General features: G+C 59.5%; 42 protein-coding genes and 1 pseudogene. 28 read left to right on the top strand and 15 right to left on the bottom strand.

All coding sequences use genetic code 11. The features are described 5' to 3' along the window. Positions 1-153: 153 nt before the first annotated feature. From IM733_RS08630 to IM733_RS08670, 9 genes are all read right to left on the bottom strand, one after another. Positions 154-834, bottom strand: a complete 681-nt coding sequence (locus IM733_RS08630) for a hypothetical protein (protein ID WP_248920473.1) — start codon at positions 832-834, stop codon at positions 154-156. Next, on the bottom strand, positions 831-1,433 hold the full coding sequence (locus IM733_RS08635; RefSeq protein WP_248920474.1) for a recombination protein NinG: 603 nt from the start codon (positions 1,431-1,433) through the stop codon (positions 831-833). The genes IM733_RS08630 and IM733_RS08635 overlap by 4 nt, the downstream gene beginning before the upstream one ends. Next, on the bottom strand, positions 1,424-1,714 hold the full coding sequence (locus IM733_RS08640) for a hypothetical protein (RefSeq protein WP_248920475.1): 291 nt from the start codon (positions 1,712-1,714) through the stop codon (positions 1,424-1,426). The genes IM733_RS08635 and IM733_RS08640 overlap by 10 nt, the downstream gene beginning before the upstream one ends. Beyond that, on the bottom strand, positions 1,711-2,181 hold the full coding sequence (locus IM733_RS08645) for a hypothetical protein (protein WP_248920476.1): 471 nt from the start codon (positions 2,179-2,181) through the stop codon (positions 1,711-1,713). Before IM733_RS08645 ends, IM733_RS08640 begins: the two co-directional genes overlap by 4 nt. After that, on the bottom strand, positions 2,178-2,396 hold the full coding sequence (locus IM733_RS08650) for a hypothetical protein (RefSeq protein WP_248920477.1): 219 nt from the start codon (positions 2,394-2,396) through the stop codon (positions 2,178-2,180). Before IM733_RS08650 ends, IM733_RS08645 begins: the two co-directional genes overlap by 4 nt. Before the next feature lie 238 nt (positions 2,397-2,634). Further along, a complete protein-coding gene (locus tag IM733_RS08655; RefSeq protein ID WP_248920478.1) occupies positions 2,635-3,441 on the bottom strand; it encodes an ATP-binding protein in 807 nt (268 codons plus the stop codon). Further along, positions 3,431-4,309: a replication protein gene (locus IM733_RS08660; protein WP_248920479.1), complete on the bottom strand. Its 879-nt coding sequence runs from the start codon at positions 4,307-4,309 to the stop codon at positions 3,431-3,433. The genes IM733_RS08655 and IM733_RS08660 overlap by 11 nt, the downstream gene beginning before the upstream one ends. Before the next feature lie 127 nt (positions 4,310-4,436). Continuing rightward, on the bottom strand, positions 4,437-4,859 hold the full coding sequence (locus IM733_RS08665; RefSeq protein WP_248920480.1) for a phage regulatory CII family protein: 423 nt from the start codon (positions 4,857-4,859) through the stop codon (positions 4,437-4,439). Between the two features lie 65 nt (positions 4,860-4,924). Beyond that, entirely contained in the window at positions 4,925-5,161 is a 237-nt protein-coding gene (locus IM733_RS08670; protein ID WP_248920481.1) for a helix-turn-helix domain-containing protein, read from the bottom strand. 113 nt (positions 5,162-5,274) lie between these two features. Here IM733_RS08670 and IM733_RS08675 point away from each other — a divergent pair, with 113 nt between their 5' ends. The 5 genes from IM733_RS08675 (at position 5,275) to bamE (ending at position 7,417) form a co-directional block, all read left to right on the top strand. Further along, positions 5,275-6,102 (top strand): S24 family peptidase, encoded by an 828-nt coding sequence (locus tag IM733_RS08675; RefSeq protein ID WP_248921144.1) that lies wholly within the window; start codon positions 5,275-5,277, stop codon positions 6,100-6,102. Between the two features lie 73 nt (positions 6,103-6,175). Further along, on the top strand, positions 6,176-6,340 hold the full coding sequence (locus IM733_RS08680; protein ID WP_349292550.1) for a hypothetical protein: 165 nt from the start codon (positions 6,176-6,178) through the stop codon (positions 6,338-6,340). A 47-nt stretch (positions 6,341-6,387) separates the two neighbouring features. Continuing rightward, complete coding sequence (locus tag IM733_RS08685; RefSeq protein WP_248920482.1) at positions 6,388-6,519, top strand: YHYH domain-containing protein; 132 nt, start codon at positions 6,388-6,390, stop codon at positions 6,517-6,519. Positions 6,520-6,556: 37 nt separating this feature from the next. Further along, on the top strand, positions 6,557-6,694 hold the full coding sequence (locus tag IM733_RS08690; protein ID WP_248920483.1) for a hypothetical protein: 138 nt from the start codon (positions 6,557-6,559) through the stop codon (positions 6,692-6,694). Between the two features lie 414 nt (positions 6,695-7,108). Beyond that, positions 7,109-7,417 carry an outer membrane protein assembly factor BamE domain-containing protein gene (gene bamE / locus IM733_RS08695; protein ID WP_248920484.1) on the top strand — a complete coding sequence of 103 codons (309 nt, stop codon included), beginning with the start codon at positions 7,109-7,111 and terminating at the stop codon, positions 7,415-7,417. A 48-nt stretch (positions 7,418-7,465) separates the two neighbouring features. On the opposite strand, the gene IM733_RS08700 is transcribed toward bamE, so the two are convergent. Further along, a complete protein-coding gene (locus tag IM733_RS08700; RefSeq protein ID WP_248920485.1) occupies positions 7,466-7,771 on the bottom strand; it encodes a DUF1654 domain-containing protein in 306 nt (101 codons plus the stop codon). Between the two features lie 906 nt (positions 7,772-8,677). On the opposite strand from IM733_RS08700, the gene IM733_RS08705 reads away from it, so the two are divergent. Then, positions 8,678-8,836, top strand: coding sequence for a hypothetical protein (locus tag IM733_RS08705; RefSeq protein WP_248920486.1), 159 nt, complete (start codon positions 8,678-8,680; stop codon positions 8,834-8,836). Between the two features lie 90 nt (positions 8,837-8,926). Next, the gene (locus tag IM733_RS08710; RefSeq protein WP_248920487.1) at positions 8,927-9,133 is read left to right on the top strand and encodes a hypothetical protein; all 207 of its coding nucleotides are present in this window, start codon (positions 8,927-8,929) and stop codon (positions 9,131-9,133) included. A 48-nt stretch (positions 9,134-9,181) separates the two neighbouring features. Here IM733_RS08710 and IM733_RS08715 read toward each other — a convergent pair whose 3' ends face one another. Further along, positions 9,182-9,697 carry a hypothetical protein gene (locus tag IM733_RS08715; RefSeq protein WP_248920488.1) on the bottom strand — a complete coding sequence of 172 codons (516 nt, stop codon included), beginning with the start codon at positions 9,695-9,697 and terminating at the stop codon, positions 9,182-9,184. 251 nt (positions 9,698-9,948) lie between these two features. Here IM733_RS08715 and IM733_RS08720 point away from each other — a divergent pair, with 251 nt between their 5' ends. From IM733_RS08720 to IM733_RS08765, 10 genes and pseudogenes are all read left to right on the top strand, one after another. Further along, complete coding sequence (locus tag IM733_RS08720) at positions 9,949-10,797, top strand: ParB/RepB/Spo0J family partition protein (RefSeq protein WP_248920489.1); 849 nt, start codon at positions 9,949-9,951, stop codon at positions 10,795-10,797. A gap of 191 nt (positions 10,798-10,988) precedes the next feature. Then, on the top strand, positions 10,989-11,267 hold the full coding sequence (locus IM733_RS08725) for a hypothetical protein (RefSeq protein WP_248920490.1): 279 nt from the start codon (positions 10,989-10,991) through the stop codon (positions 11,265-11,267). Then, positions 11,264-11,485 carry a DUF551 domain-containing protein gene (locus tag IM733_RS08730; protein WP_248920491.1) on the top strand — a complete coding sequence of 74 codons (222 nt, stop codon included), beginning with the start codon at positions 11,264-11,266 and terminating at the stop codon, positions 11,483-11,485. Before IM733_RS08725 ends, IM733_RS08730 begins: the two co-directional genes overlap by 4 nt. 20 nt (positions 11,486-11,505) lie before the next feature. After that, positions 11,506-11,934 carry a hypothetical protein gene (locus IM733_RS08735; RefSeq protein WP_248920492.1) on the top strand — a complete coding sequence of 143 codons (429 nt, stop codon included), beginning with the start codon at positions 11,506-11,508 and terminating at the stop codon, positions 11,932-11,934. Further along, entirely contained in the window at positions 11,931-12,158 is a 228-nt protein-coding gene (locus tag IM733_RS08740; RefSeq protein WP_248920493.1) for a hypothetical protein, read from the top strand. Before IM733_RS08735 ends, IM733_RS08740 begins: the two co-directional genes overlap by 4 nt. Further along, entirely contained in the window at positions 12,155-12,376 is a 222-nt protein-coding gene (locus tag IM733_RS08745; protein ID WP_248920494.1) for a hypothetical protein, read from the top strand. The genes IM733_RS08740 and IM733_RS08745 overlap by 4 nt, the downstream gene beginning before the upstream one ends. Positions 12,377-12,666: 290 nt before the next feature. Continuing rightward, complete coding sequence (locus tag IM733_RS08750; RefSeq protein ID WP_248920495.1) at positions 12,667-13,398, top strand: hypothetical protein; 732 nt, start codon at positions 12,667-12,669, stop codon at positions 13,396-13,398. Beyond that, positions 13,395-13,958 carry a siphovirus Gp157 family protein gene (locus IM733_RS08755; RefSeq protein ID WP_248920496.1) on the top strand — a complete coding sequence of 188 codons (564 nt, stop codon included), beginning with the start codon at positions 13,395-13,397 and terminating at the stop codon, positions 13,956-13,958. Before IM733_RS08750 ends, IM733_RS08755 begins: the two co-directional genes overlap by 4 nt. 9 nt (positions 13,959-13,967) lie before the next feature. Then, positions 13,968-14,498, top strand: coding sequence for a single-stranded DNA-binding protein (locus tag IM733_RS08760; protein WP_248920497.1), 531 nt, complete (start codon positions 13,968-13,970; stop codon positions 14,496-14,498). 94 nt (positions 14,499-14,592) lie between these two features. Then, positions 14,593-15,123 (top strand): annotated as a pseudogene (locus tag IM733_RS08765) (hypothetical protein). Here IM733_RS08765 and IM733_RS08770 read toward each other — a convergent pair. Next, a complete protein-coding gene (locus tag IM733_RS08770; protein ID WP_248920498.1) occupies positions 15,107-15,385 on the bottom strand; it encodes a hypothetical protein in 279 nt (92 codons plus the stop codon). The pseudogene IM733_RS08765 and the gene IM733_RS08770 overlap by 17 nt on opposite strands. 97 nt (positions 15,386-15,482) lie before the next feature. On the opposite strand from IM733_RS08770, the gene yejK reads away from it, so the two are divergent. Both yejK and IM733_RS08780 read left to right on the top strand, forming a co-directional pair. Beyond that, complete coding sequence (gene yejK, locus IM733_RS08775; protein ID WP_248920499.1) at positions 15,483-16,490, top strand: nucleoid-associated protein YejK; 1,008 nt, start codon at positions 15,483-15,485, stop codon at positions 16,488-16,490. A gap of 730 nt (positions 16,491-17,220) precedes the next feature. Continuing rightward, complete coding sequence (locus IM733_RS08780) at positions 17,221-18,291, top strand: hypothetical protein (RefSeq protein ID WP_248920500.1); 1,071 nt, start codon at positions 17,221-17,223, stop codon at positions 18,289-18,291. A gap of 23 nt (positions 18,292-18,314) precedes the next feature. Here the strand turns inward: IM733_RS08780 and IM733_RS25535 are convergent, their stop codons facing one another. The 3 genes from IM733_RS25535 to IM733_RS08790 form a co-directional block, all read right to left on the bottom strand. Beyond that, entirely contained in the window at positions 18,315-18,437 is a 123-nt protein-coding gene (locus tag IM733_RS25535) for a hypothetical protein (protein ID WP_283107523.1), read from the bottom strand. Positions 18,438-18,711: 274 nt separating this feature from the next. Further along, entirely contained in the window at positions 18,712-18,984 is a 273-nt protein-coding gene (locus tag IM733_RS08785; protein WP_248920501.1) for a hypothetical protein, read from the bottom strand. 641 nt (positions 18,985-19,625) lie between these two features. Beyond that, on the bottom strand, positions 19,626-19,925 hold the full coding sequence (locus tag IM733_RS08790; RefSeq protein WP_248920502.1) for a hypothetical protein: 300 nt from the start codon (positions 19,923-19,925) through the stop codon (positions 19,626-19,628). Between the two features lie 147 nt (positions 19,926-20,072). Here IM733_RS08790 and IM733_RS08795 point away from each other — a divergent pair, with 147 nt between their 5' ends. The 9 genes from IM733_RS08795 to IM733_RS08830 all read left to right on the top strand — a co-directional run bounded on the left by IM733_RS08795 (position 20,073) and on the right by IM733_RS08830 (position 24,254). Then, positions 20,073-20,867, top strand: a complete 795-nt coding sequence (locus IM733_RS08795) for a hypothetical protein (RefSeq protein WP_248920503.1) — start codon at positions 20,073-20,075, stop codon at positions 20,865-20,867. Continuing rightward, positions 20,864-21,115 carry a hypothetical protein gene (locus IM733_RS08800; RefSeq protein ID WP_248920504.1) on the top strand — a complete coding sequence of 84 codons (252 nt, stop codon included), beginning with the start codon at positions 20,864-20,866 and terminating at the stop codon, positions 21,113-21,115. The genes IM733_RS08795 and IM733_RS08800 overlap by 4 nt, the downstream gene beginning before the upstream one ends. 83 nt (positions 21,116-21,198) lie before the next feature. Next, complete coding sequence (locus IM733_RS25540; protein ID WP_283107524.1) at positions 21,199-21,324, top strand: hypothetical protein; 126 nt, start codon at positions 21,199-21,201, stop codon at positions 21,322-21,324. Then, positions 21,321-21,773: a phage protein NinX family protein gene (locus IM733_RS08805; protein ID WP_248920505.1), complete on the top strand. Its 453-nt coding sequence runs from the start codon at positions 21,321-21,323 to the stop codon at positions 21,771-21,773. The genes IM733_RS25540 and IM733_RS08805 overlap by 4 nt, the downstream gene beginning before the upstream one ends. Beyond that, positions 21,770-22,105, top strand: coding sequence for a hypothetical protein (locus IM733_RS08810; RefSeq protein WP_248920506.1), 336 nt, complete (start codon positions 21,770-21,772; stop codon positions 22,103-22,105). Before IM733_RS08805 ends, IM733_RS08810 begins: the two co-directional genes overlap by 4 nt. A 43-nt stretch (positions 22,106-22,148) precedes the next feature. After that, positions 22,149-22,340, top strand: coding sequence for a hypothetical protein (locus IM733_RS08815; protein WP_248920507.1), 192 nt, complete (start codon positions 22,149-22,151; stop codon positions 22,338-22,340). Positions 22,341-22,401: 61 nt separating this feature from the next. Continuing rightward, the gene (locus tag IM733_RS08820; RefSeq protein ID WP_248920508.1) at positions 22,402-22,725 is read left to right on the top strand and encodes a hypothetical protein; all 324 of its coding nucleotides are present in this window, start codon (positions 22,402-22,404) and stop codon (positions 22,723-22,725) included. A 150-nt stretch (positions 22,726-22,875) separates the two neighbouring features. After that, positions 22,876-23,220: a hypothetical protein gene (locus IM733_RS08825; protein WP_248920509.1), complete on the top strand. Its 345-nt coding sequence runs from the start codon at positions 22,876-22,878 to the stop codon at positions 23,218-23,220. Next, positions 23,121-24,254, top strand: a complete 1,134-nt coding sequence (locus tag IM733_RS08830) for a tyrosine-type recombinase/integrase (RefSeq protein ID WP_349292558.1) — start codon at positions 23,121-23,123, stop codon at positions 24,252-24,254. The genes IM733_RS08825 and IM733_RS08830 overlap by 100 nt, the downstream gene beginning before the upstream one ends. Positions 24,255-24,262: the final 8 nt, after the last annotated feature.

Here is a 24,262-nt window from a genome sequence, read left to right on the forward strand (position 1 = left end):
TGACACCTGATGAGATAGCAAGATGCCATAACGAAAAAACCCGGCTGCTTGGCCGGGTTTTTCTGGTCACTCCTCAACACGCGCAGGAATGACAAGATGGGTGAATAATGCGACATGGCGACATGATATTGCAAGCCCTTTTGAGGGCCTTTTTCATGCCGCCTCGCCGGTCAACACGCCAACCGCCTCCAGCATGTGCTGAGCCTCGACCAGGGCCTCGTCCACCATCGACTCCAGGTTGTCGCGAATCGCCTTGCTCCAGCGCTGGTAGGTGCGCTCGGTGAGGCCCTGCGAATCCCAGGTGCTCATGTCGTAGTTCGATTCCGCCAGGACAATCATCTCGCCCGGTTTCGTCTCTGCTACAGCTCGGGCATGCCGGTTCGCACGGGCGACAGATTCGGCAGCGGCCTTGTTGCGCCAGTCCCACTGCCCTTCCCTGTCGCTCTCGCGCGGGTCTGGTGTCTTTGCCTGGGTCACCTTGCGCTGGATGCCCTTGCACTGTTGCGGCACGGCCCAGGTCAGCACTGCCTGCTGGGTGAACCGACGCGGCGCCGGGCTCTCCACCACCGCCACCAGGCGCCCGATGGAATCGATCTTCCGTCCCCGGTGTGTGCTGTACTTGGCCACCAAGGCGTTCCAGTGCCTCGGGCTGAGCTGGGCATGCAGCAGCCTATGCACGATCGAGTCGGCCAGCAGCGCGGCATCCTTGCCGGAGATCTCGCCCTTCTGCTTGGCGGTCTGGACCTTGGGCTCGAAGTCGCAGCCCCCGGCGCTGTTGATTGTCTCGGCGGCGAGTGCGCGCACCACTGCGGAAATGACGTTGTGGTAGTTCATGCTGCAGCCCTCCGTAGGTCTTTGAGTTTCTGCCTGTACAGGGCCTTGATGGCCTGCAGGTCTTCTATGGTCAGGCGCAGGGCCTTATGATGGCCCTCCAGCCACTCGACCTGGTCGGCGCCGATACGCTTCACCAGGCGGATCCGGTACTCGACGGCATTGCCCGACAGGTTCCGGTTGCACTTCACGCACTGGCGGTGGACGTTCAACGGCTCGAAGCGCAGCTCCGGGCAGGCGCCCACCGACCGGTAATGCCCAGCGTCCCAGCGGCTGCCGGTGATAAGGTCGTGGTCGCTCGGCAGTGAGTCGCAGCTGATGCACGGCAGGCCGGCGTCGCGCTCGCGGATGTAGGCATTGAACGCCGTCTGCGCTTCGGCCATGTGCTCGCGGCGGGTCTTCAGCTTCTCCCGGCGCTCCTGCAGGTCCTGGCGGGCCTGCTTGGTGATGGCCTTGGCCGCCACCTTCTGCACCTTCGAATCCTTCGACATGGCCAGCGCACAGGCGATGCTGCACACCTTCTGCGTGGTCATGGTCGGCCTGAAGTGCTTGCCGCAACCTGGCGCCTTGCACTTCTTCGGTTTGATCTCGGCTACGCGCATGGCTCGGCCTCCTTGGCTTTCTGCTGCTCGGGTGCGAAGTCGCCGCGCAGGGGCATGATCCACTTCTCCCAAACAATGCAGTTCGACTCACCCTGCATCTCAGCAACCACCCACACGGGCTCGCCGTCAGCCTGCTCATAAACGCCAGGGTCCATCGGGTCGCGCCGATCTACAGCACCAACCAAGTGCCGCGATACCAGCTCAACACACAGGCCAATGGCTGGCTGGTACGTGTGGTTGATCACAAGGGCCAGGTCGCCCGGCTTGAATTGATGGCTCATGCCGCCTCATCCCCCAGCAGGTCGCCGAAGAACACACCCCGGGCAGAGAAGTCCGCCACCACTCGATCGGTGTAGGCGATGCCCTGGGCACGATTGAACAGGCTGGTCACCGGCATGCCGTCCGGGCCGAGCAGCTTGCAGTCGCCCATCATGTCGAGCTTCTCCTCGTAGGACAGGTGGCGCATGACCCGGTACCAGGCCGCCTGGAAGTCCTGATCCTCGTTCAGCAGGATCTGCACGCCGTGATGCAGCTTGCAGTACTTGCGCGCGTCCGATGCGTCACCGATCTGGGTCATCTCGGCGATGCGCTTGTAGAACGCGAACCACAGGGCGTTCTGGTCCAGGGTCCGGTCCTTGCCCGGGCGCATGCTGACCACGACGAACCTCTTGTCGCGGAACAGGCGGGTGAGCATGGTCACAGCCTCGGACAGCTTGGCCTGGCAATTGACGCTGATTTTCTCGGTCATGCCGCCACCTCCAGCAGTTGCTTTTCCGCGGCGCGCAACCGAGCGGCAAGTTGTCGATTCTCTTCCAGCAGGTCCAGGGCCACCTGCTCGACCGTAACCTCCCCCAGGAACTCGTCCAGGGCATCCAGGTGCCTCCGCAGGTCATGGTCGCCCTGGCTGAATGCGCCCACCACTGACCACAGCAGCGGCTGGAGCTTTTGCTTGTCGAAGGTCATGGACAGCATCCTTCCAAGCGAACGGTTAACTCAGCCATGCAGACCCCTTGATCAACACTTTTCGGATTTATAAAATCTCGCGCACCGGCCTCAAGCCCGCATAAACCTTGCGGAGGTGTGTCAGTGCGGGCGAGAGGCCGACCACCTTCTTTCTCCGACCTGCTGCTCAATCCGTCATCGACGCCCCGGAAACCCTGGCGACGCAGTTCGGCTATGGCCTTTTCCTGTGCAGGCGTCATCACATGCCCTCCTTGCCGCGGTGAGACTCCCAATCGAACAGGACGACGATCATTCCGCCCTCGCGCAGGCGATCGACGCAACGCTCCCCCATGGCCACAGGCAGTTGGCTGCCGTCCAGGTTTGAGATCACGACAGTTGGCTTCACCTGCTCATAGCGGCCGTTGATGATCGAGAACAGGGTCGTCAGCTCGAAGTCGCTGGGCTGCTCCCTACTCACCCCGACTTCGTCCAGCACTAGGAGTGACGGCTCAATCAAACTGGCCAAGATGCTTGCCTCAGTTGTTTCGCTGGAGCGGTCGTAAGTGGCGCGGATGGCTTGCAGGACGGAACCGACAGTGCGGTACACGGCGGAGTGCGACGTGTTGCGCATTAGGTCGTAGGCCATCCCTGCGCCCAAGTGGGTCTTGCCGGTTCCAGGCTTGCCAAGCAGCACCATGCAGCGGCCGGCCTCGGCAATCTTGTCGAAGGTCTTCACGTAGTGGCGACAGAAGCGCAGCGCCTCAGCCTGGCCCTCGTGCTCGACCTTGTAGTTCGCCAGCGAGCGGCCAGCGAAGCGCTTCGGGATCAACGAGTCCCCCAGCTTTCGGGAGATCGCCATGCGTACATTCAGTGCCTGCTCTGCCTCTGAGCGCGCATCGCGCTGCTCCTTGGCGATTCGGGCGCATTCTGGGCACTGACTGCGCAGGGCCTTACCCATCAAAATTGTGACCTTCTGCTCGAAGGCGCCGTGCTTCTCGCATTCGGCAGGCTGGACGCGGCCCGCCACGGATGCCTGGTTGATCGGGGTCACTTTCTCAGAGCGCATAGCTACCGTCCTCCCGCTGCTTCAGGCCGGTGGTGTAGTCGCGATCTGCGAAGCCGTGGTGGCGCGAGGGTGCTTTCGGCTTGGCAGGTGCTTGCCCCACCTGTTCGGCAAGGCGCTTGGCGATCCAGGACGCCTTGAACCCTTGCCAGCCGGCAGACAGGGCCTCGGTCATCGCGACATCCGAAGTGATACCCAATGCAGCGCACTTCACGAGCTCGGCGTTCAGCGAGTTCCAGACGGTCTCGGTGACAGCAGCTCTCTTCGCCTTGCGCAGGGCCAGCCAATCCTTCAGCAGGACATCGGTCAGGCCATGAGGGTTATCAGCCAGCAGGTTGGACAGACCGAAAGGAGTCTTGCGGTCGGCCTTCGCCTTCGGGGCCGGAGCGGGTTCGTCTTCCAGCGTGGGGGGAGATGTAATCTCTTCCAAAGGAAGAGTTACATAGGGGGTTTCTTTCTTGGAATAGAGAAGGGAGTCGTCGATTTCGGTCTGTTTCGGAGCGGAGCCGATTCGGATGATTTGAGCCGAGTCAGACGATTTGGTCTGTTTCGGCTGTTCAGCGAAAACCCACTCTTTCGGGTCGCACAAACCGATGTCGCCTCGGGCACCTCCCTCACGGAAAAGGACACGACGGCGCAGCAGGCCAGAAATGGCCTTTGAAACGGTATCGGGATGAATGTGCGTAGCCTTGGCAATCGCCGTGGCCGGAATGCGCTGGGCGCCTTCGTTGAAGTTCAGAGTGGCCTTTGCCACATAGAGCACGATCTTCATTTCGCGCGCGGACAGGTCAATGGCCATAAGGCCATCCATCAGCTGATTGTCCATCCGGGTAAACCCCCCGGTATTGCGTAGTGGGACGATGTTTGTCATGATTTCTCTCACACATTGCTTCATCGAAATCGCCGACCTGCACGTCGGCTTTTTTGTGCCCGCTAGGTCCGCTATTTGTAAGTGCGAACCCAAAGGGCACTGATTCGGTACCCGCGCATGCGCGGAATTACGCCACCCTTACCGAAGACGCCATTACATCCAGGCTTTGTCTGACGTGCTCGATCTCCACCTTGATCTGGCCCTTTTCAAAAGCGCTGACGTGCTCGTCTTCAAGTGCGTTGTGCACGGCTATCGTCAAATCCGCGACCTCTTTACCGACGTTGATCAACGATGCGGTAAGCCCCGTGGGCTCCGGAGCAACCTTCGGCACTAGGTCAAAGCCAAACTCACTGGCGAGAGCCGCCAGCGGCCGCATGTCACCGGTATGAAGCAGAATCCCGAACAGGTGCTCGATCGTGAGCCGATGAGCATCGTTGTCTGGGTTGGCGCGCTGAAGGAGACTCACGTGTGGTACGCCCATCTTCGAAGCCAAGACTTTGGCCTCCCCGTCTAGAACCGCGCTTTGCGTGGCTCTCAGAAACTCGTCCATTCGTAAAACCTCTTTGCTGTTTCCGTGGTGGCCCGATGCCCCTTTCGGGAAAATGTGGACTACACCTACGCAGCTCCTTTCAACGCCTTTCGGGCAAATGAGATGAGGTCAGGTCGCAAGCCAGCGATGGTGATTTCACCGCTCGAAGCGTCCTGCAATCGTTCAGCAAGCTCGGTAGAGGCCTTCCGGTGACCACCTGCGAGCTGCCACAGGTGGCCAACAGTGGTCTTTGCGTCGGCTGCAACCTGCTGCCGACGCTCGTTCGTGGCCCTGCCCAACCAATCACGGAGGTGATCATTCATGAGGGTTCTCCTTACACGTAAAACGAAATTTAGCTTACGGCTAATTTATGAGCAAGGAGAATTTAGCTGTGCGCACATTTAGCAGCCAGCTAAACACTGGCATTCTTCGCGCCATGGATATCTACGAGATTCGCAAGCACAACCTGGTCAAGCTGATTGGCGGCCAGAGGAAAGGCTCCTGCGCCGAGCGCTGGGGGATGGCGCCTGCGCACCTGAGCCAGATCCTGTCGGACAAGACAGCGAAGAACCTGGGCGACGATGTGGCCCGGCGGATCGAGGGCATCGAAGGCCTGCCCCGCGGATGGTTCGACTCAATCCCTTCGGATGATGAGCCGCGCTCGGCAGCGCCTGGCCTAGATGCCGGCGGGAAATCGGCCGCCGACCTTGTCAAGCAGATGCTGGCGAAGAGCGGCAAGGGGATTCCGGAGGAGACGCGTCAACGGTTGCTAGCCGCGGCCGAGGAGCCGGCAGCCACCAACGTGATCACCGCCGACTTCTCCCGCCCGGGACTGGTAGGTGATGAGGTGTGGATCGCACACTACGATATCCGCGCGGCAATGGGTGGCGGCCAGGCGGTGCAGGACTACCCGGAAATGCTCCAAGACGTGCGCGTGAGCCCGCGGCACCTGCGAGAGCTCGGCGTCGAGTTCACTGAGCACTTCCACCTGAAACTGGTCACCGGCTGGGGTCAGTCGATGGAGCCCACGATCAAACACCGGGACCCGCTTATCGTCGATGTGAGCATCCGCGAGTTCGTCGGCGACGGGATCTATCTGTTCTCCTGGGGTGACCACATCTACATCAAGCGGCTGCAGATCGCGGACGAGGATCACTTCGAGATGATCTCGGACAACAGCAAGCACAAGGATCGGCTGATCCGACGAGAAGAAACCTACATCCAGGCCCGCGTGCTGCTGGTCTGGAACGCGCACTTGGTGTAGCCATGCCCCTAACCAAACCCAACCAAGAAACCGCGACCTGAAGGATGCTGCCGCCGTCCTCAAATAGTCTGGCGTGGACATCTTCTCTTTCGCCAAAAGGCTGCTCGCTGCCGGGGATGAGTATGGAGCCAACGAGCTGATGGAGATTGCCCTGCGCTTCCAGAGTGTCGAGGACAAACTGGATGGGTATGCGGAAGAGGTGAAGGCCGGCCGAGTGATTAGAAGCAAATCAGAATGAGCAACCACTGAAACTGCCTGAAGTTTTCTCAACACATGGAGCGCGTTATGAAATTCACCAGCATTATTTTGGCAGCAATTCTCGCAGCCACCTCCCTATCTGCTATCGCCCATGGCGGTCGTACCGACAAGCAAGGCTGCCATTACGACAAAAAGGCGGGTAGCCGGCACTGCCATTGAGACCGACCTTGCCCGCCACCGACCTGTACCGATCTTGATGTCCCAGCCCTTAGCCGTCGAACTGATGCGGATTGCAGTACGCCTGAGCGAGGCCGGCAACGAAGCCAACGCCCAGGCCGTGACCAGGTTCTGCCAGGTGATGCAGGCTGGGGAGGATCTGTTGGAAGGGTATTGAATCGGAAATCCTGAGACTCCTAGCGTGGAGCGCGCGTTTGTTGCAGCAGAGTCTCAGCGCCCGAAGGGGCGGACCACCAATAACAGGCCAGCAAGGATCGAATGCTTCACTCGTATCTTCGACGTCAAGCCAGGAAGCTCTGAGGTATATGACACGAAGCCCCAGGTTAACAATGAGCCTATAGAGCGCTACCAGAGGACGATTACGCATCTCGTATCAAGCCTATGACGCGAAATAGCCCGCCTCGGCTGGCTTTTTCATGCCTTCACGCTTTTTTCACGTACTACCCTGCACAGTGAAGGCTCATCCGATCTCCCTACGTTGGCCCGCATAGCAGTGCGGGCTTTTCTTTGGCTGCGTGATGGCTGGTGGCCATGATGGTAGGATGGCGACTCAATTCGCAGGGAGGTCGCCATGCTTCGCCACATCCACCGATTCCTTCTAGCTGCTGTAGTCGCCGTCCTGGCTGGGTGCGCCGGCACCCCATTTACCTTCGGCCAGGCCAGCCAGGTAAAGGTCGGCATGACCGAGGATCAGCTCTACGAGATCATGGGCAACCCCTACATGGTCACATCTAGGGAAGATGGCCAGATGTGGGTCTACAGCCACGCGACGGCGTTCGGCGGAGCGAAATCTGTGTCGTTCGAGACGAAGGACGGCAAGGTTACGAAGGTCCCGTACATTCCGAAGGATTTTATCGCCAAACCCAGCCCCGATGAATGATTTCCCCTGATCGATGAGGCCCGCCTAGCGCGGGCTTTTTTGTGGCTGTCAGAACGGTGGCTCCTCCTCGCCCAGCTCTCGTACCCGAGCCTGTTCGTCCTCCGGCTTCTCCCATTGCAGGATCACCGATCCGTCATCGCAGAAGGTCATGTCCAGTCCTTCTGTCTCGGCCAGCAGCTCCATGATCGCCTCCCAATCATGATCGCTGTCCATGTCCAGGCGATGGATCAGCACCCTCCTCCCCAACTGCGCCAGCGGTGAGTTGATCATCGCCGATACCCGCAGACCCAGGCGCTCAAGGCCGGTTAGCTCGGGGCGCGCGGCCGTTGAGGTGTCTTCGAGTACTGCTGCCATTTCCTACCTCCATTACTGTATATCCGTACAGCCACATCGGAATCATAGCTCAGTGCTAAACGAAGCGTAAAGGCGAAGCCGCTGGCAAAACGGTTCAGCCGGCTGTTTGCCGCCCAGCGAAAATAATTTAGCTCAAAGCTATTGGCGATATTTTAGCTTGAGGCTAAATTTCACTTCGCCGAGGCGCTACACAGTCCCTCGCCAGGCCCTAACAGGCCGCCGCTCTTTAGCGACACACCTTGCCGGATCGACACCGGCCCAGATTCAAAGGCAGCGATGGACAGGCCTCAACAGTCCAGAGGGGTGGCAACTGCCCCGGGCGTGCAGCGTAAAGCGCCGAGACCAGTTATCCAGCGGGAAGAAATGCCGAGAGGCCCGCGGCTGGAGGAACAACGAGAACAACGGCCGAGCCGACGCCAGCAGCGGGCGCGGCCGATGAGGTCACTTGCGTCGTCCGCTTCCTGGTGAGCCGCCGCGAAAGACCTGAGTTTCAAGATAGAGAGTGTCGCCTTCTCCCGGCTTGTACGGGGTCTTCCGCTCAATACGGCAGCCCTTGCACATGATTGGAACCGGCTTCCAGCTGTGGTGATACCGGAAGTGCGATTTGCAGAACCTGCATGTCGTTTCCGGCCACTCTCGATCCCTGCGCTCCTGAGTAAGCGAACTCTTCAGTTGCCGCAGTAGTTCAAGGCTCTTTGCATCCATGGCCAAACTCCTTGGTTTTTACCGATCGTAGCAGTCCGCCACCAGCAGGGAGAACCCTGTACGGCTGACGAAGGCGAAAGGCCTGAACCGAGCGAATGACCTGGCATGCAATGCGCCCCGCCACCCCGGCGGTAATGGGGCAGAACGATTCACTGATGCCGCTTCGATGAGGCGGCATTGGGAATCCACTGGAGGTGAATCATGACAATCGAGCAAATCATCAAAAAGCTCCAAGAGAACGAGATGTACCTCGAGATGTTCGCGGACGAGGAAAAATACGCGGCGCTGCGTCAAGCATTCCACGATGACAGTGCAAAGCTCCGCGGCATGGCCAGCCAGATGGGCCACTTCATCATCTGAACCATTCGGAGTTACCGAATAGTTCGATTTCACTGGCTGGCCTTGGCGACAGGGCCAGACGGGAAATCAACCGCCCTGGAGGGCAAGACGATGGCGAAGCGGCCAACCAACCGCATCAAGTACAAGCTCTGGGATCCGAACTCCACCATGGAGTACGACGGCACTATCGACGAAGGGATCTACTACGCAGCCTGGAGCCTTTCGCTTGAAGACCGGAAAGTGCTCATCGGCAAGCTGGTAGAGCAGCAAGCAAGCGCCACGGCCAAGGCTGAAAGCGCCACGTCAGCCGGACGTTAACTGCCCGATCCTCGCTAAGAGAGTGCACTGAGCAGTTAACGAGCGAGATCAGACCGTAGGTTTACTGTCAGGGCGATCTCGAAGTCCAACCCATGTCAGGTAGAAGACACCGGTGCGACCGCAGAACAAGCCCACTGTAAATCCTGACGCGGTGCCAGCAAGGCTGAGCATCTCCACAGTCGCCGATAGTTCTGGATGTACGGCTGCTTGATAACCGATGAAGTATTTCACGGCAAAAAAGAGAAGTGAGATTCCAAGGACTTTCCATGTCCCGGGCACGATTAGATGCTTGCCCTCCTGGTCCAAGGTAAGTCCGCGTCGAGGAAACAGCGCAATTGCGGCCAAGCCACCTAAAACCATTCCCACCAACCAGCAGCCCACTGTCAGCTCAACACGATCCTCGTAGTTGAGAGAAAAGAGTGACCAGATCACCAGAATCACCGGTGTGATGATTAGGGATCGTTGGCTTTCTCGACTGGTTTTGCATGCACTAATTCCGTAGTAGCAGACCAGGATAAATGCGCCGTAAACCCAGAGTGGCGTGCCTTCCAGAGCATCGAGCATTGCTCAGCGTCCTTGCCATAAGTTCGAGATTGGATGCTGTCACAGCCTAGGGTGTGTTGCCAATTTTTTCCGGCAAGGCGAGCGCCCAGCGACGGTCGATGGCAACGACGCCGGACACGTAACCGGCCCGATACTTGGTAATCCCCATCACCAGGCTGCATCGGAGAGTCTTCCCGACCCTACATCAAGCGTGTTTAGGGGGACAGGCGGGATCGGCTCTCCAATGCAGCCCCTCAACGGAAGTTAATTGCATGACCAGATCTATCAGGCAAATGATCAAGGACGGTGAAGTGCGCCGGGCCGACGCAATCAAGGTGCGGCTCGAAGACCTGCATGAAGAACCAGGCTTCAACCTTCGTACCGAAGGCGATGCCCTTGAGGCCAGTATTGACGCCTTGGCTGAGTTCATTGCGGACGGCGGGGTCATCCCAGCGCTGGAGATCCGTCCACGAGACGCCGGTGGCGTCTGGGTAGTTGATGGTCACCGCCGGCGCCGCGCCTTGATCAAACTCGACCAAGCTGGTCGACTGCCTCGCTTGCCCAGCAAGGAAGACTCGGCGGTTCTGGAGTTCTGGGTTGATGTCCGCATGTTCGAAGGCAGCGATGCCGATCGCGTAGCGCGGATCATCTCAAGCCAGGAAAACGAGAAACTCACACCGCTCGAGCTCGCCGAAGGCTATAAGCGCCTCAAATCGTTCGGCTGGACCGTGGACCAGATTGCAAAAAAGGTTGGTAGAACCCGGCAGCACGTCGAGCAAGTCGTCACGGTCGGCAATGCAAATACGGACGTACAGAACCTGGTCGCCGCCGGACAAGTATCCGCTACCACGGCGGCTCAAATTGTGCGCGCTCACGGCGATGGCGCCGGAAAGGTGCTCGATGCTGAATTGCAGAAGGCCCAAGCCAAGGGCAAAACGAAAATCACCGCCGGCACCATACGCGGCCCCAGCGTGCCGCGGCCAAAGCTGGAAGCGATCCACATCGCTGCATCTGCCCTTCTCAACGAACTGGCAGATGGATCTCTGGCAGGCACCCCTGCGGCTTTGCTCAGCACTCTCCGCCAAGCGGTCCAGGCCGCCGAGCCGAAACCACGCAATTAGATTGCAACTCCGCTTTTTGCAGGCGAGTCCGGAGCCCGGAACGGGCTAGACCAGACGCATCCCGGGTAGCGCCGGGCGCCTGCTCTACCTCACTTCACTTCGACCGCATTGGACAGGTGCCAGGGAGCTTCACGGCTCGGGTTTGGTCACCTGCGCTGGCATCTGCCTAATGCGGTCCAGAGGATCAACACATGCATGAATGTACTGATACCCAGGCCGTGTGCCGGGGCTGCGGTCTCAAACTGCGCGGCTTGCCTTCTTGGAAGGGCGGGCTGGCCTATCACCCCGACCCGAAAGGCGAAGTACACCGCTGCCATTACGGCGGCTGGGTCTGCTCGCGGCGCTGCGAAGTCAAGGCCTGTGTTGAGCTGGAAGGAACCATGCCCGGATGCGGAGGGGTGAACAGCTTCGAACGGCTTTCACCATTCGCTAAAGAGAGCATCAATCACCACTGGCCGGAGGCAGCATGAGCGGCTGGATCAAGTGCAGCGACAAGCTCCCCGAGCTACCCAAGGGTGGCGGCAAGGCCTGGGTCATCGCCTACACCCCGGCTCGGAAAGCGCAAAGCAACGCCAATGGCGCCCGCTTCCTTTACTGGAACGGCAGTGACTGGCGCTACGGGGATGGCTCGCGCTTCGAGCATCGCGTGACGCACTGGCAGCCACACCTCACCCCACCCACCGAGTAAGCCACCACCTGGAGGCGACCATGGGCGCACTTCGAGCAGCACAGTTTGAGTACGACAACCGGATGCCGCCGGCGGTGATCGACGATGACGCCGACCAGGTGGAGTGGATTGAGAAGCACGCGGCTCATCTGGTCCTGGGCTATCGGGTCAGCTGGGGCTACCGCGGCGAACGCGGGGAGATCACCCAGGCCGACCTGGCCCGGGCGGTCCAGGATCATGCGAACCAGCGCCAGATCGATGGCCTGGACAAGCAGGACGCCTTCGGCAAGTTGGTAATGGCCGGCCTTGGCACAGGTAGCGCGGGCTTCATAAAAGAGCTTTCAACCTACCTCTTGGGCGGCCCTGGCGCGCTCAAGGAAATCGCCGCCGACCTGCTGCGTCCGGTTGCGGCAAAGGCCGTTGCTGCTGAACGCGACAAGGAGCGAGACATCCAGGAGTGCGGATTTTGAGAACTGCAGAGCAGATGCATGCCCTGGCGATCGGCGAGGTCATGTCTCAGCTGGACCAGCTCGCCAAGTCCCCCACCCCGGTACCGGACCAAACCTTCGTGTTCGGGATGCTCGAGGGCTTCGAGAAGATCGGCCTGTTCGACCTGCCGACGCTCAATCGCATACGCGAGAAGGTCGTCGTCAACACCACTCAGCGAGTTGAGCAACTGAGGGAATCAGCATGACCACGCCAATCGTTCAAACGCTCATCGACGAGCAGGTTGCTGAACTGCAAGAGGCCCAGGCCATGCCGGCCGATCGCGTCCTGATGCTTTTCAAGGGGCCGACGTTCGCCGCCGCGGTGCACGAGGCCGCCCTTGCCAGTATCGAGAACCCGCAGGCTTGGAAGTGCCGGGCCTGTATCTGCGGAGAATGGACGGTCGGCTACGAGGTTCGGGCGTGACCTCCTACCAGCGGGCCCGCCGTATCGCAGCTTGGCGCGGCTCCTTCTCCATGCTCTTCGCCTGCACCTTCTTCATGCTCGCCAGCGCACTGGCCGGCAGCATCACTTCCCGAATACACACCCGAGCACGGCGGGCCGCCTCGCGGATAGCCGTACCCTGAGTGGAGCGTAAGCCGGCAAGAGCGCGCAACCATCACCGGCAGCCAGGGCGTCCAGTAGACACCCACGGGCGTGACCTGGCATTTCCCTTTTTCAACTGACGGCGCCGGCCTGGCGCAAGGTGTTCACCAATGTCCACTACCAACATGCGCATCTGGGAGCAGGTGCAGACGACCGATACCCGCTTCACCAAGAACGCCGAGGTCGGCGGTCAAAAGATCACCAGCTTGAACGGCACCGCCATGGTCATGAAGGCGACCGAAATGTTCGGCCCGGTTGGCATTGGCTGGGGCTGGAAAGTGCTAGAGGAACGCTTCGACGACGGCCATGAGGTGTTCGCCGGTGAAGGTGACAAGCGCATCTGCTTGGGCCGCGAGATCGGCCACACCGTGAAGATCCAGCTGTGGTTCATGCAGGACGACCGGCGCGGCGAGGTCGAGCAGTACGGATGCACCCGGTACCAGTACAAGACCAAGTACGGCATGACTACCGATGGCGAAGCGCCGAAGAAGTCCCTGACCGACGCCATCAAGAAGGCCCTCTCCATGCTTGGCTTCAGCGCCGACGTGTTCCTGGGCATGTTCGATGACGTGAATTACGTCCAACAGCTCCAGGCCGAGCAGGCGATCGAGCAGGCCGAAGACCGGGAGGCGGAGATCGAGAAGCAGAAGCAGGAGCGTCTGGATTTCCTCAAGAACACGATCGACACCATGCAGGGCGCGCAGAGCCTGCAGGAGCTCAAGAAGATCCACGATCACGCCGTTCGCCGCCTCACGGCGCGTCGGGACGACCCAGGCATAAAGCGGATCGCCAAGGAGCTGGCCGCCCTTTCCCCTAACTTCACCCAGGGAGATGCAGCATGACCCAGCTCTATGCACTCACCGGCCAGATGGCCGAACTGGCCGCCATGTGCGACACCGACGACGAAGGCCTCAAGCAGGCTATTCAGGACACCATGGCTGGCATCCAAGGCGAGTTCGAGGTGAAGGCCGAAAACATCGTGATGCTGCGCCGTAACATCGAGGGCGATATCGTGGCCATCGATGCCGAAATCGACCGTCTGAGCGAACTCAAGCGCATCAAGGCCAACAGCGTGACAGCAATCACCGAATACCTTCGCAAGAACATGGACGCGGCCAACATCAAGTCGATCAAGCGCCCGCTGTTCACCATCAGCCTGGTGATCGGCAAGGAAAAGGTGATCGTCGACAACGAGCAGGCACTGCCGGACGAGCTCACCACAGTTGTGGCCAAGGTTACGCCAGACAAGAACGCCATCGCCGTGAAACTCAAGGCCGATCGCGAGCACAACGAGGCTGTACGCAAGCGCATGGCGGCCGGCGAAGACTGCGAACACGAACTCATCCCTGAGCCTGGCTGGGCGCACCTCGAGCGCGGTGAAAGCTCTATCCGAATCAAGTAAGGAGGCCTCATGGCCCGCGGAGTAAACAAAGTCATCCTGGTCGGCACCTGCGGACAGGACCCCGAGGTCCGCTATCTGCCAAACGGCAACGCGGTCACCAGTTTGAGCCTGGCCACCAGCGAGGCCTGGACCGACAAGCAGACCGGCCAGAAGGTCGAGAAGACCGAATGGCACCGGGTAGTGCTGTTCGGCAAGGTCGCCGAGATCGCTGGCGAGTACCTGCGCAAGGGCTCCCAGGTTTACATCGAAGGCAAACTGAAAACCCGCGAGTGGGAGAAGGACGGGATCAAGCGCTACGTCACCGAGGTGCACGTCGACATCAACGGCACCATGCAGCTGCTTGGTGGCCGCCCGCAGAACCAGCAGCAGAGCGGCGACCCGTACAACCAGAGTGGCGGCAACTACAACCAGAGCGGCCAGCAGCAGTACAACCAGGCGCCGCGCCAGCAGGCACAACGCCCACAGCAGGCCCCTCAGCGTCCAGCACCGCAGCAGCCGGCCGCAGACTTCGACAGCTTCGACGACGACATCCCGTTCTAGAGCTCCATGAGCCGACGTATTCGACGATCGCTGCAGCTGCATAGGCGGCGCGATCAGTTCAACTTGCCGCCCAGCGGATTGAAGGAGGTGCCGTATGGCGATGTCTCAGCAGGCGCGCGACGAGAAGCGCAGAGCCAAAGCCGCCAGGCTGCAGGAAGAAGACCTGCGCTTGAAGGTTCGACCAGGGACTAAGCAGGCCCTGCTTGAACTGATGGAATGGGCCGGGATCGAGGAACAGGGCGAGGCGATTACGTTGATGATTCATCACATCGAAGCGCTTGGGCATCACGCACTGTTCAGGATCGCGCGCCACGAAATCGAAGGTCACCGATCTGTGGCGCGTACCGAGCCGATGCGATTATCAGCCAGGCAACGAACGGGCCAGCACCTGCGGGCGATATGCGGATGGGCAGATGCCACATAAAGCCAGATGATCGAGGCACTGATCCACGGCATCCACGCTCTGGGCGGCCTGCACGCGGCGAAGTTTCTCACCCCGCCGCGGCACGAGATCAGCATCTCGCCGCGCCTGGCACTGGCCTTCGACCGGAAGAGCATGCTGATGATTCAGCAGGATCCAGGTGATGAGGTTCTTGATCCAAGGTCGATTAGTTCACTGGCTTGAAGTCTTGCGAGATGATTTTCCTGGCGTGCGACTTGGCGTTAGCAATGACCTCAGCCGAATCTTCTCCGCCGGTATCGAATTCATGCTCGTAGTGAATCACGCCATCAGGACAAAGAATGACTAGCAACAGCTTCTGGTCGCCCTCGGAAAAGTTACGGTAACGGTAGGTCACAGTGGTGGCGGTGTCCGCATCGTGTTCCATTTTAAACACATCACCTTCTTGTTCCCCCCAGATGGCCGATTTAGAAAGCCCATTCGACATTTTTTTCTCCTAGCAACCGCCTCATTGCGGTCGACCATCAAACAACAACTGAAACCTAATTGCCACCATGCCGCCAGCCGGCCACGGAGAATCACCCATGCCCATTCGCCACGCAGTGATGCACTTCATCGACAAGAAGCCGGACGGCAGCCCGGCGATTCTGCACCTGGCCAGCTCGGACCTGCCGGGCAGCGGCGCCATCGAGAACCTGCTGCACGATGTGAACGACACCTACAACGCCAAGACCGGCAAGGGTTGGGGCTTCTTCCACCCAGAGTCCGGCGCCTACCCGTTCAGCGGCTGGCTGGCCAAGGCCATGGCCGACGAGATGGCGTTCATCGACTTCACCCGCACCGCGGCTGAGCACCTGACCAAGCTGATGGAAGAGTCGAACCTGTCCGTGGGCGGGCACGTCCTGTTCGCCCTCTACACCCAGGGCATGACCGACTACCTGACGATCGCCATCCTGCAGCAGGTCGAGACGGTTGCCGTTGCCCATGACCTCACTGTCGCGCCATCTCGCCAGCTCGACGCACGCACGCTGCACTTCGCTGCCCGCATCAACCTCAGCGAGTGGAAGAACAACCCGGCCTCGCGGCAGTACGTGTCGTTCATCAAGCCTAAGGGCGGCCGCAAGGCCACCGCCTACTTCCGCGACTTCATCGGCGCTCAAGAGGGCATCGACGCCCCGGGCGAGACCCGCACCCTGCTCAAGGCCTTCGCCGATTTCTTGAAGGATCAGGACCTGGCCGACGATACCGCCAGCGAGAAAAGCGGCGACCTGGTTGCATATGCCCAGGCGCAGGACAAGATCGGCGCACCGGTCAGCCTGACCGAACTATCCGCCCTGCTGGACGAAGAGAAGCCGACGACCTTCGCCGACTTCATCAAGGCCGGCGACTACGGGATCGCTGAGAGCTTCGCCCCCGACAAGCGCACCATCGCCCAGTACCGCCGCTTCACCGGGCGCGCCGAGGGCATGTCGATCAGTTTCGAAGCGCACCTGCTGGGTAAGCGCGTCGAGTTCGACCAGGACAGCGCGAGCCTGACCATCAAGAACCTGCCGACGCAGCTGATCAACCAGCTCAAGCGCGACGCGGCATAAGCCGGCACAAACAAAAAAGGCACCTGCTAAGCAGATGCCTTATGCCGGATTACGAGGGGAGAGTGCCCCTCTCCGGCTCGGTGATTTAACCAAACTTGAAATCATATTGCCACCATTCCGCATCCGGCCACGGAGGGTGACGCTTGAGGAACGACAGAAAGTAGATGCATGCCCTGTTGATCACTCGTGAGAACAGATCATCGTAAGGAATTGGTTCTCTACACTAAGACTGTGAGTTTCTGTCTGATCCCACAAAATCAGCTCGCCATTGTAAAAGGCGAAGTAAGCAATCTCTTGTGCGCTATGCCGTTGAGCTTTGCCGCATACGGCCAGGTCTTTTCCGCTCGAGTCAACAGCCGTTCCGTATAGCGGGTAAAACTCCCACCCTTCGCCTTCGAAGCCAGTTAGCGCCTTAGCCCTTGCTGCGTTTTTATCTGCCTCGGAAAGCTGAACCTTTACACGCATCGGAATTTTCAAATGAGGCTTGGCCTGGACGGGTGCAGCAGAGAGCTGCGAATTTTCGCTGGTACATCCGGATAGTAATAGACATACCAGGCACGCCGCTATTAGAGCTTTCATTGTTTGACTGCCTGCAACGAGTATGCGTAGACCATAGCAGGTGGCGGTACAGATCTATTGATGTTCAGCAACAAACTGTAAGACCAAAATCCCCAACGAAGTCTTTGCCGCATCCGGCCACGGAGGGCGGCGCATGCACGGAGCATTCACAATGCAGATTCAACGCGAAGGTAATCTCTCGTTCGGCGACGCCCGCCTGGCCATCTGGGAAGAAGGCATCTCCGCTGCTCGCGAAGCCGGCGGCGTCCGCGGCGCCGACGCTTGGGAGAAACAATTCAAGCGCGAGGTATTCAAGCGCATCATCCAGACCCTCAATCGCCTGGGGTGGACTGTTGGCCCCGACCTCGATGCCGAGAAGGAATACAAATGCATCGCCCACGGCATGCGGTGGTGCAGCAAAGGCGACTTGAAGGCAGACCTTCAGGTTAGCGGCCGGTCGATCACCTTCGAGATGTTCCAGAACGTGAACGCTCCAGATCGCCCGGACCATGGCGGACGGCATCAGTCGAACAAAGAGTTCCACATGCCATACGTCATGCGCCTGGAGATGGAGCGTACCCGCCGCAAGATTCGCGACTACCTGTGCGCCGTTTTCACCGACTACAAGTTCACCCCTGCCGAGCCGCGCGGTATGGGTCCTGGCATCTGCACCGCCATGGAAATGGTTGAGCGACACCATGCAAAGCACCGGAACAAAGGTCGACTTGTCGACTTTGTCACCCCGCAACACAGCTACAAGTCGAAAGACGGTGATCTTCTGCAGCACGGCCAGAAGGTCTGGATCTGCGATCACAAAGGCCGTGTGCTGCCTGGCACCGCCTACTACAACAGCGGCCAGATGTGGTGGGTGGTCACATCCCGCTACGACTACACCAACGCTGCCAATTGCGAGATCTGGACCGCGAACCCTGGCGACCTGCGCCGCAAACGCAATGAATGGGTGCGCCGAAAACGGCTGGAAGCACTGATGTCGGCAGCAGCTGCACGGATGGACTTCAAGCGCGCCGAGACCTTGAAGAACATCCTGTTCCCACCGCAAGAGTCGCTCTACATGATCTGGACGGATCGTCACGGCGGGGCCTACTTCGGCCCGAACTACAGCGGCTACACCAGCGACACGACCCAGGCTGGCAAGTACACCCGCGCCGAGCTGAAGCCTTACCTGGGCGATGCCGACGAGAAAGACCACCTTCGCGCCGTGCCGGTGCGACAGGCCGCCTGACCCTCCGGCGCTGCCCGCCAGCATCACCCAATCCAGCATCCTGCCAAGCGCTTCGCCTCAACGATGAAAGGCCAAAGCCACTGGCACAGCTCGATCAGGTTTAGCACCAGCTCAAGCAAGGTGTTGAACTTCTCCAGTTTGTTCATTTCGGTGGATCTCCAAGAGGTTGCGTCCCTGTTTGTCGCTTCATCCTGAGCGACCCGGAACGCCGTTTCCTCTTGGGGTTTTTCCAAGCGCTGCCCGCCAGCGCCTTCCCCTATTCAACGATAACGATCACGCCACACCGGCGAGGACGGCTCCTGGAAACAAAGAGCACGACATGACCTGACGACAGCACGGCAAAAAACAAGCTCGAAAGGATCACCCACAATATCAAGCGCTGCTTGGCACTATCAAAAGCTCGAATTAAATTGAAAGAATCTAGGCCCACCCGCCAATTACAAACGTCTTCGCTCGGAGCACACCCCAGATCAAGGCTCGACTCATAGTTTCGTTTGGTCTGGCACCGTAAGACTCCTCCACAATTCGATCACCGCTCTTGCCGTACACCCCAATAAAGAGCTGCGTTTCGCCTGTTCGCGAGAGGCGGGATTGGACGTCGATACTTCGCCCATCATCAAGAGCTTCATCGTGATGACGAAGGTGAAGCGCTGGATCTATCCAGGCCAAGAATTTCTCGCCGCGACGTCTCATATTTATCTCCTCTAATTACTACAGTAGGCGCGCTAACGAGAGAGATAGATATCCATTTCGCTTAAATTGCGACCGGTGGAAAATGATCGACCGTACTCCTTGCTGACAGAGATCAACGAGACAGCGCTAGTAGAGAACCGAGCCCAATCATTGAGCTCGCCCAGCAGACGGAGGTTGAAGTAGCAAGAAGCCCTGCGCGGAGCTGGGCTTCTGGTCAGTAGTGCTCGCCTAGACTCAATAAGCCTTTAGACCTGGCAGTTATTCCAGTGGGAGCTTGTGATGGCTATAGCGCTCGGCGTTGGATGCCCGCGATGGGTCCGGCGGGCCCTGTCTCTGCCCGCCTCGAAAGGGCCGGTTCTCGATGTAATCGTCGCGATCCTCTGGGCGGGCCCTCTTGGAATCATGATCTGGACCGGTTGGCCAACCACCATCACGATCTGACTTTCCACCTTGGCCGTTATCCCTGTCTCTGGTCATACGCACCTCTCAATGCTCAGAAGTCCTGAGCTAAATTGAGTGTGCGCCTTCAGGGACTAGAGGAGATTTATATCAGACCGATGGGTACAAACGAAAAAATCAATAACCGGCTCCCGTCACCTCATTTCAGAGACAACAGATCGCAGATATTCAGCACGTAACCTCTACCGCGTGGTTGCGAGCAGCTCCTCAACGGAAGAACCTTTGGTGGCGACGCTGCGTGCTGCATCAATCCCCCAAGCCAACGCTGTACTCATCGACTCACCCGGACGTGCGTAGTAAGCACCCTCAAACAGAGCATCGCCCGAGGGGGAATACACACCGATGAACAACTGCGTCAAGCCAGTGCAAGACAGCCTGACTTGTACGTCGATTATGGTTCCGTCGCTGCAGACCTCCTCATGACACCTGGAGTGCAGCATCGGGTCTGCCCACGCCCAGTATTTACTGCCTCTTGTTCTCATTTTTCTTACCCTCTTCGGTTCCCTCTAGTAACGCACACAAACCTTTAGCGCACGGTACCGCTGGGCAGTTGGTCTGAACTGTTTTGCTATCGGTTCATGCGCATTCCCCTCTATTAACTGCCGCGATATGGCGGCCAAGGAATCGTCATGCTCGAAAGGACGCCGATAAAGACGGAGGCCGAGCTGTGCGCGGCTTTCATCCAGTCGATGAACAAGCAGGCCGATTGGACTTGCTACCCCGAAGCCGCTGGCTTCGACATTCTGGTCGTGCACGTCAGCGGCCGGCAGATCGGCGTCGAGGCGAAGATGAGCCTGAATGCCAAGGTGGCCGACCAGATCCTGCCGAAGGACTACGAGAACTTTTATGGCAGGCCTGGGCCTGACCATCGCCTGGTGATCGTCAGCAAGGTGAGCGATGCAAGTCACGGAATCTGCCGAATGCTAGAGCTGCTTGGCGTTCCGGTACTGCTTCCACGGTGGATGCATCGCGGCGGCGACAAGTCGGGATGGGAGTTCGAGTTGCGATGCGAACAAAGTCGCAGCGGCTGGGCGTTCTTTGCCAATGAAGAGTACCTGCATCTGTTCGACTGGAACCCACCCGAACGGTGCCGGGTTCCAATGGTGGTTGGTGCGCACCAGGCCGGCATCCCATCCCCGGTGAGCCTCACCCCTTGGAAGGAGGCGGCACTGCGGGTGATCGCCTTGATGCGTGCGCAGGGCTACATCGCGGCAAAGCAGATCCAGGAACTCGGCATCAGCCCGACAGCCTGGACGCGGCCAAAGGGTACCGACCCTGGATGGCTCGATCGCGGCTCAGTGCGTGGCACCTGGATCGAGACCGACAACATGCCGCCATTCGACAAGCAGCACCCCGAGGCCTACGCCATCGTCGTCGCCGAACAGGCCGCCAAGGCCGACCCACAACTGGAGCTCACCGCATGACCCGTCTCGCCCTCCTCCTCGCGCTGCTGGCCACCGGCGCCAGCGCAACAGAGAACGTCATCGACGTGCAGCACGACAGCCAGCGCGGCGTGACCTGCTACCTGCTGAATGGGGTCGGCATCAGCTGCATCCCCGACAGCCAGCTGCAGGCCGGCAACGAGCGCCAGCTCTCCCCGCACGAAACACAACCCGAACCTACACCTGCTGCCGCGCCGGCGGCCTGGAATGATGAGAGGTATCAGCTGTGACAAAAATTGTGCATCTGGTCTCGCACGCTGGCTGCTTCGACGATCACGACTGCCAGATCGCTTGCGGACAAGCTGGCGAAGACATGAACGGATCGAGCCGGCCGGCGGAAGTGACTTGCAAGAAGTGCCTCAGGGTCCACGCCGCCCGCGAGCGTAAGGCCGATGAGTACATCGCCCAGCGCCGGGAAGTGAAGCAGGTGGCGCCATGACCGACCTGATCGAAGTGAAGACGGCCGACCTGGCAGGCCATGCGCTGGACTGGGCTGTCGCGCAAGCCGAGGGGCTTGAGGCGTTTCTGGTAGGCCCGCAGTACAACGTGCCGTGGCGCGTGTTCTGGAAGAAGCGCGGCCAGGCGCTGGTGTGGGATGTGCTCTACAACCCGCATGAGGACTGGTCTTTGGCAGGGCCATTGATCGACAAGCACAAGGTGTCGCTGTCGCCTCCGACAAGTTCCGTGCACCGCAACTTCGGCTACATGGACAAGCGCAACGGCTTCTACGAGGCCGGCGTCTGGAGCAGCACGATCTTCGGAAAGGAGCGCAAGCACCGCCGCACCGCATTCCACCATCCCGACAACCCTCTGACCGTGGCCATGCAGGCGATCGTCCAGCTTGAGCTCGGCGATACCGTCCAGGTGCCGAAGGAGCTGATGCCGTGACCGAACAAGGCACCAAGGAATTCTACTCTGTCGATCAAGCCTCTCAGCATGCTGCTGAATGGTGCAAGCGCAATCCCGCATGGCGCAGGATCTGCGATATCCCGGATATCTCCGTGTTCGAAAAAACCTACGATGAGATCCCAAAACGCGAACGCGCTTACTGGGACGAGAACGGCGGCGAAGAATGCTGGAGAGAATTCGGAATCGCAGGAAGCAAGGTGCCTACTGGATTCATCTCTGGAAAGGGCGAGTTTTTCGATGACGTCCTCAAAGTGCCACTCCATCACAACATGATGATGGTGTTCCGCGTGGGCAAGAGGTGGAAGCCATGATCGCCCTCACCTTCGTCGCCTTCCACCTGTACCGGTGGCCGCGATGATCCCGCATGCAGGCTGGCTACGGCGCCAGCTCGAGTCGGCGCTGATCCTGCTGGCCGCCTGGATCCTTGGCGGCCGCAACGTCACCAGGTCCGGGGTCGTCTCGCGTCGTGACAACAACGAGATGTTCGAGATGGACGGCGACCTCCGCGCCATAGCCCGCCGCATCCGCAATCAATACAGCGAGTAACCCCTGCCCCAACAACTTAACTCAAGCCCGCCGACATGCGCGGGCATGGAGAGCTATTGCCATGACGAAAGAAGAACTGGTCGGCCTGCCGGAAAAAGTGCGGGTCGCTATCGAGGCGGGGAAGTCAGCTGCAGCCGCATGCGACAACGACGGAGGCAGCGCCAACCTAGACCGCGTCGTCATTCCCGTTCCGGGCATGCGCGCCAGACAGCTGCCCTCCCTACCTGGCTACGTGCAAAAGAAAAGCGGCTACCACCAGCAGGGCATCCATCTCGATACGCCTTGGCCAGGCATCGGCAACCGGCACAGTGCCGGCGTGCAAGCCATGCACAAGTCGCTGAAGGACCAGGGCGTCAACTGCTACGTCTACTACCAGGTCGACTGACCACCAACCTGCCGCCACTGGTGGGTCGATGTCGAATACAACAGCTGGGGCAGCGTCACCACCACCCAACTCATGTTCCGCACCGAGGAAGCCGCCCGGGCGGCGCAGGTCGGGCACCACTTCTTGGCCTGAACGGCACGGAGACCATCCATGAAAGACGAAGAAAGTCAGCCGTTAACTTGGGCATCCGACAAAGTGTCCGAGAAGAAGATGGCAGAACTACTCGAGATCACCCAGCGCGCTCTGGAGGGGAAGCGAGCTCGCAACGTCATCCCAGAGGGCGTCTGGAAAAAGATCGACGGCAGGATCTACTACAGCATCAGGAGATACGAAGCGTGGCTGGAAGGAAGCTGGGGCTACCCACTGGAGTCGAGTTCATCGGCAAGTCAATCCGGATCCGTTTTACTTGGAACGGTGAGCGTCGAAACGAAACTCTCGCATATCCACAAACCGCCAAGGGGGTCAAGGCGGCAGCCGATCTTCGCGCTCAAGTAATCAGCCTTGCTAAGCACGGCGTGCTCGACGAGAAGCGCTATTCCGAACTGTTCCCGTCCTCAAGCTATGCAGCGCCCGTCAACGAGCTGATGTTCGGCGAGTACGCCCAGAGCTGGCTGGACAGCCTGGAGGTCGTGCATGACACCCGGGTCAACTACAAAGGTTTGATGAACAACTACTGGATGCCCCATCTGGCGACGCTGCCTATGAAGGCGGTAACGCCGATGGTGCTTAGGGAGGTGGTCGCGAAGACCGAGTGGAAGAGCTCGACAGTCAAGCGCGCTGCCGTCGCCCGGGTGAAGGCGATGTTCCGCGCAGCGGTGTATGACGAGGTAGTGGACAGGAACCCAGCGGCGTCGATTCAGTTGCCGCAGAAGAACAAGAAGCAGGTCGACCCTTTCACAGTGGAAGAGGCGGATGATCTGATTAAGTGGATGTACAAGAACTTCTCTCGCTGCAACCAGGTGTTCGCGGCGTTCTATGAATTCGCCTTCTACACCGGCATGCGCACCGGTGAGATCATGGCGCTACGCTGGGACGAAATCGATTTCGAGAAGAAGACGGCCCACGTGTGTAGGATTGTCGTAGAGAACCAGGTTGCAGAGCGGACAAAGACCAAGTACACCCGGACGATCATGCTCAACAGCCGAGCGCTGGGCGCACTTGGGCGGGCCAGGGAGATCGCAGACGCGCGAAAGCGCAATGGAAGAAGGGTGTCTGCTGAGTCGCCTTTCATCTTTCAGCCTGCCGGGAAGTCTCCCCACATGAAGGGCCCTAGCACGCCTGGAGGGCATTTCAACGAGGCGATCGAGGCAACCTCGATTCGAGCCAGGCCGCAATACAACTGCAGGCACACCTATGCCACGATGTGCCTCATGTCGGGGATGAATCCGGCGTTCATCGCTGGCCAGTTGGGGCACTCTGTTCAGGTGTTGCTCACCACCTACGCGAAATGGCTGAATTCGGCGAACGATTGGTCCGAGCTTGCCAAGCTTGAAATGACGGTAATTGGTACAGAATTGGTACAGGATTAAATTTCGTT

The organism is Pseudomonas entomophila (assembly GCF_023277925.1).
Lineage (GTDB): Bacteria > Pseudomonadota > Gammaproteobacteria > Pseudomonadales > Pseudomonadaceae > Aquipseudomonas > Aquipseudomonas entomophila_D.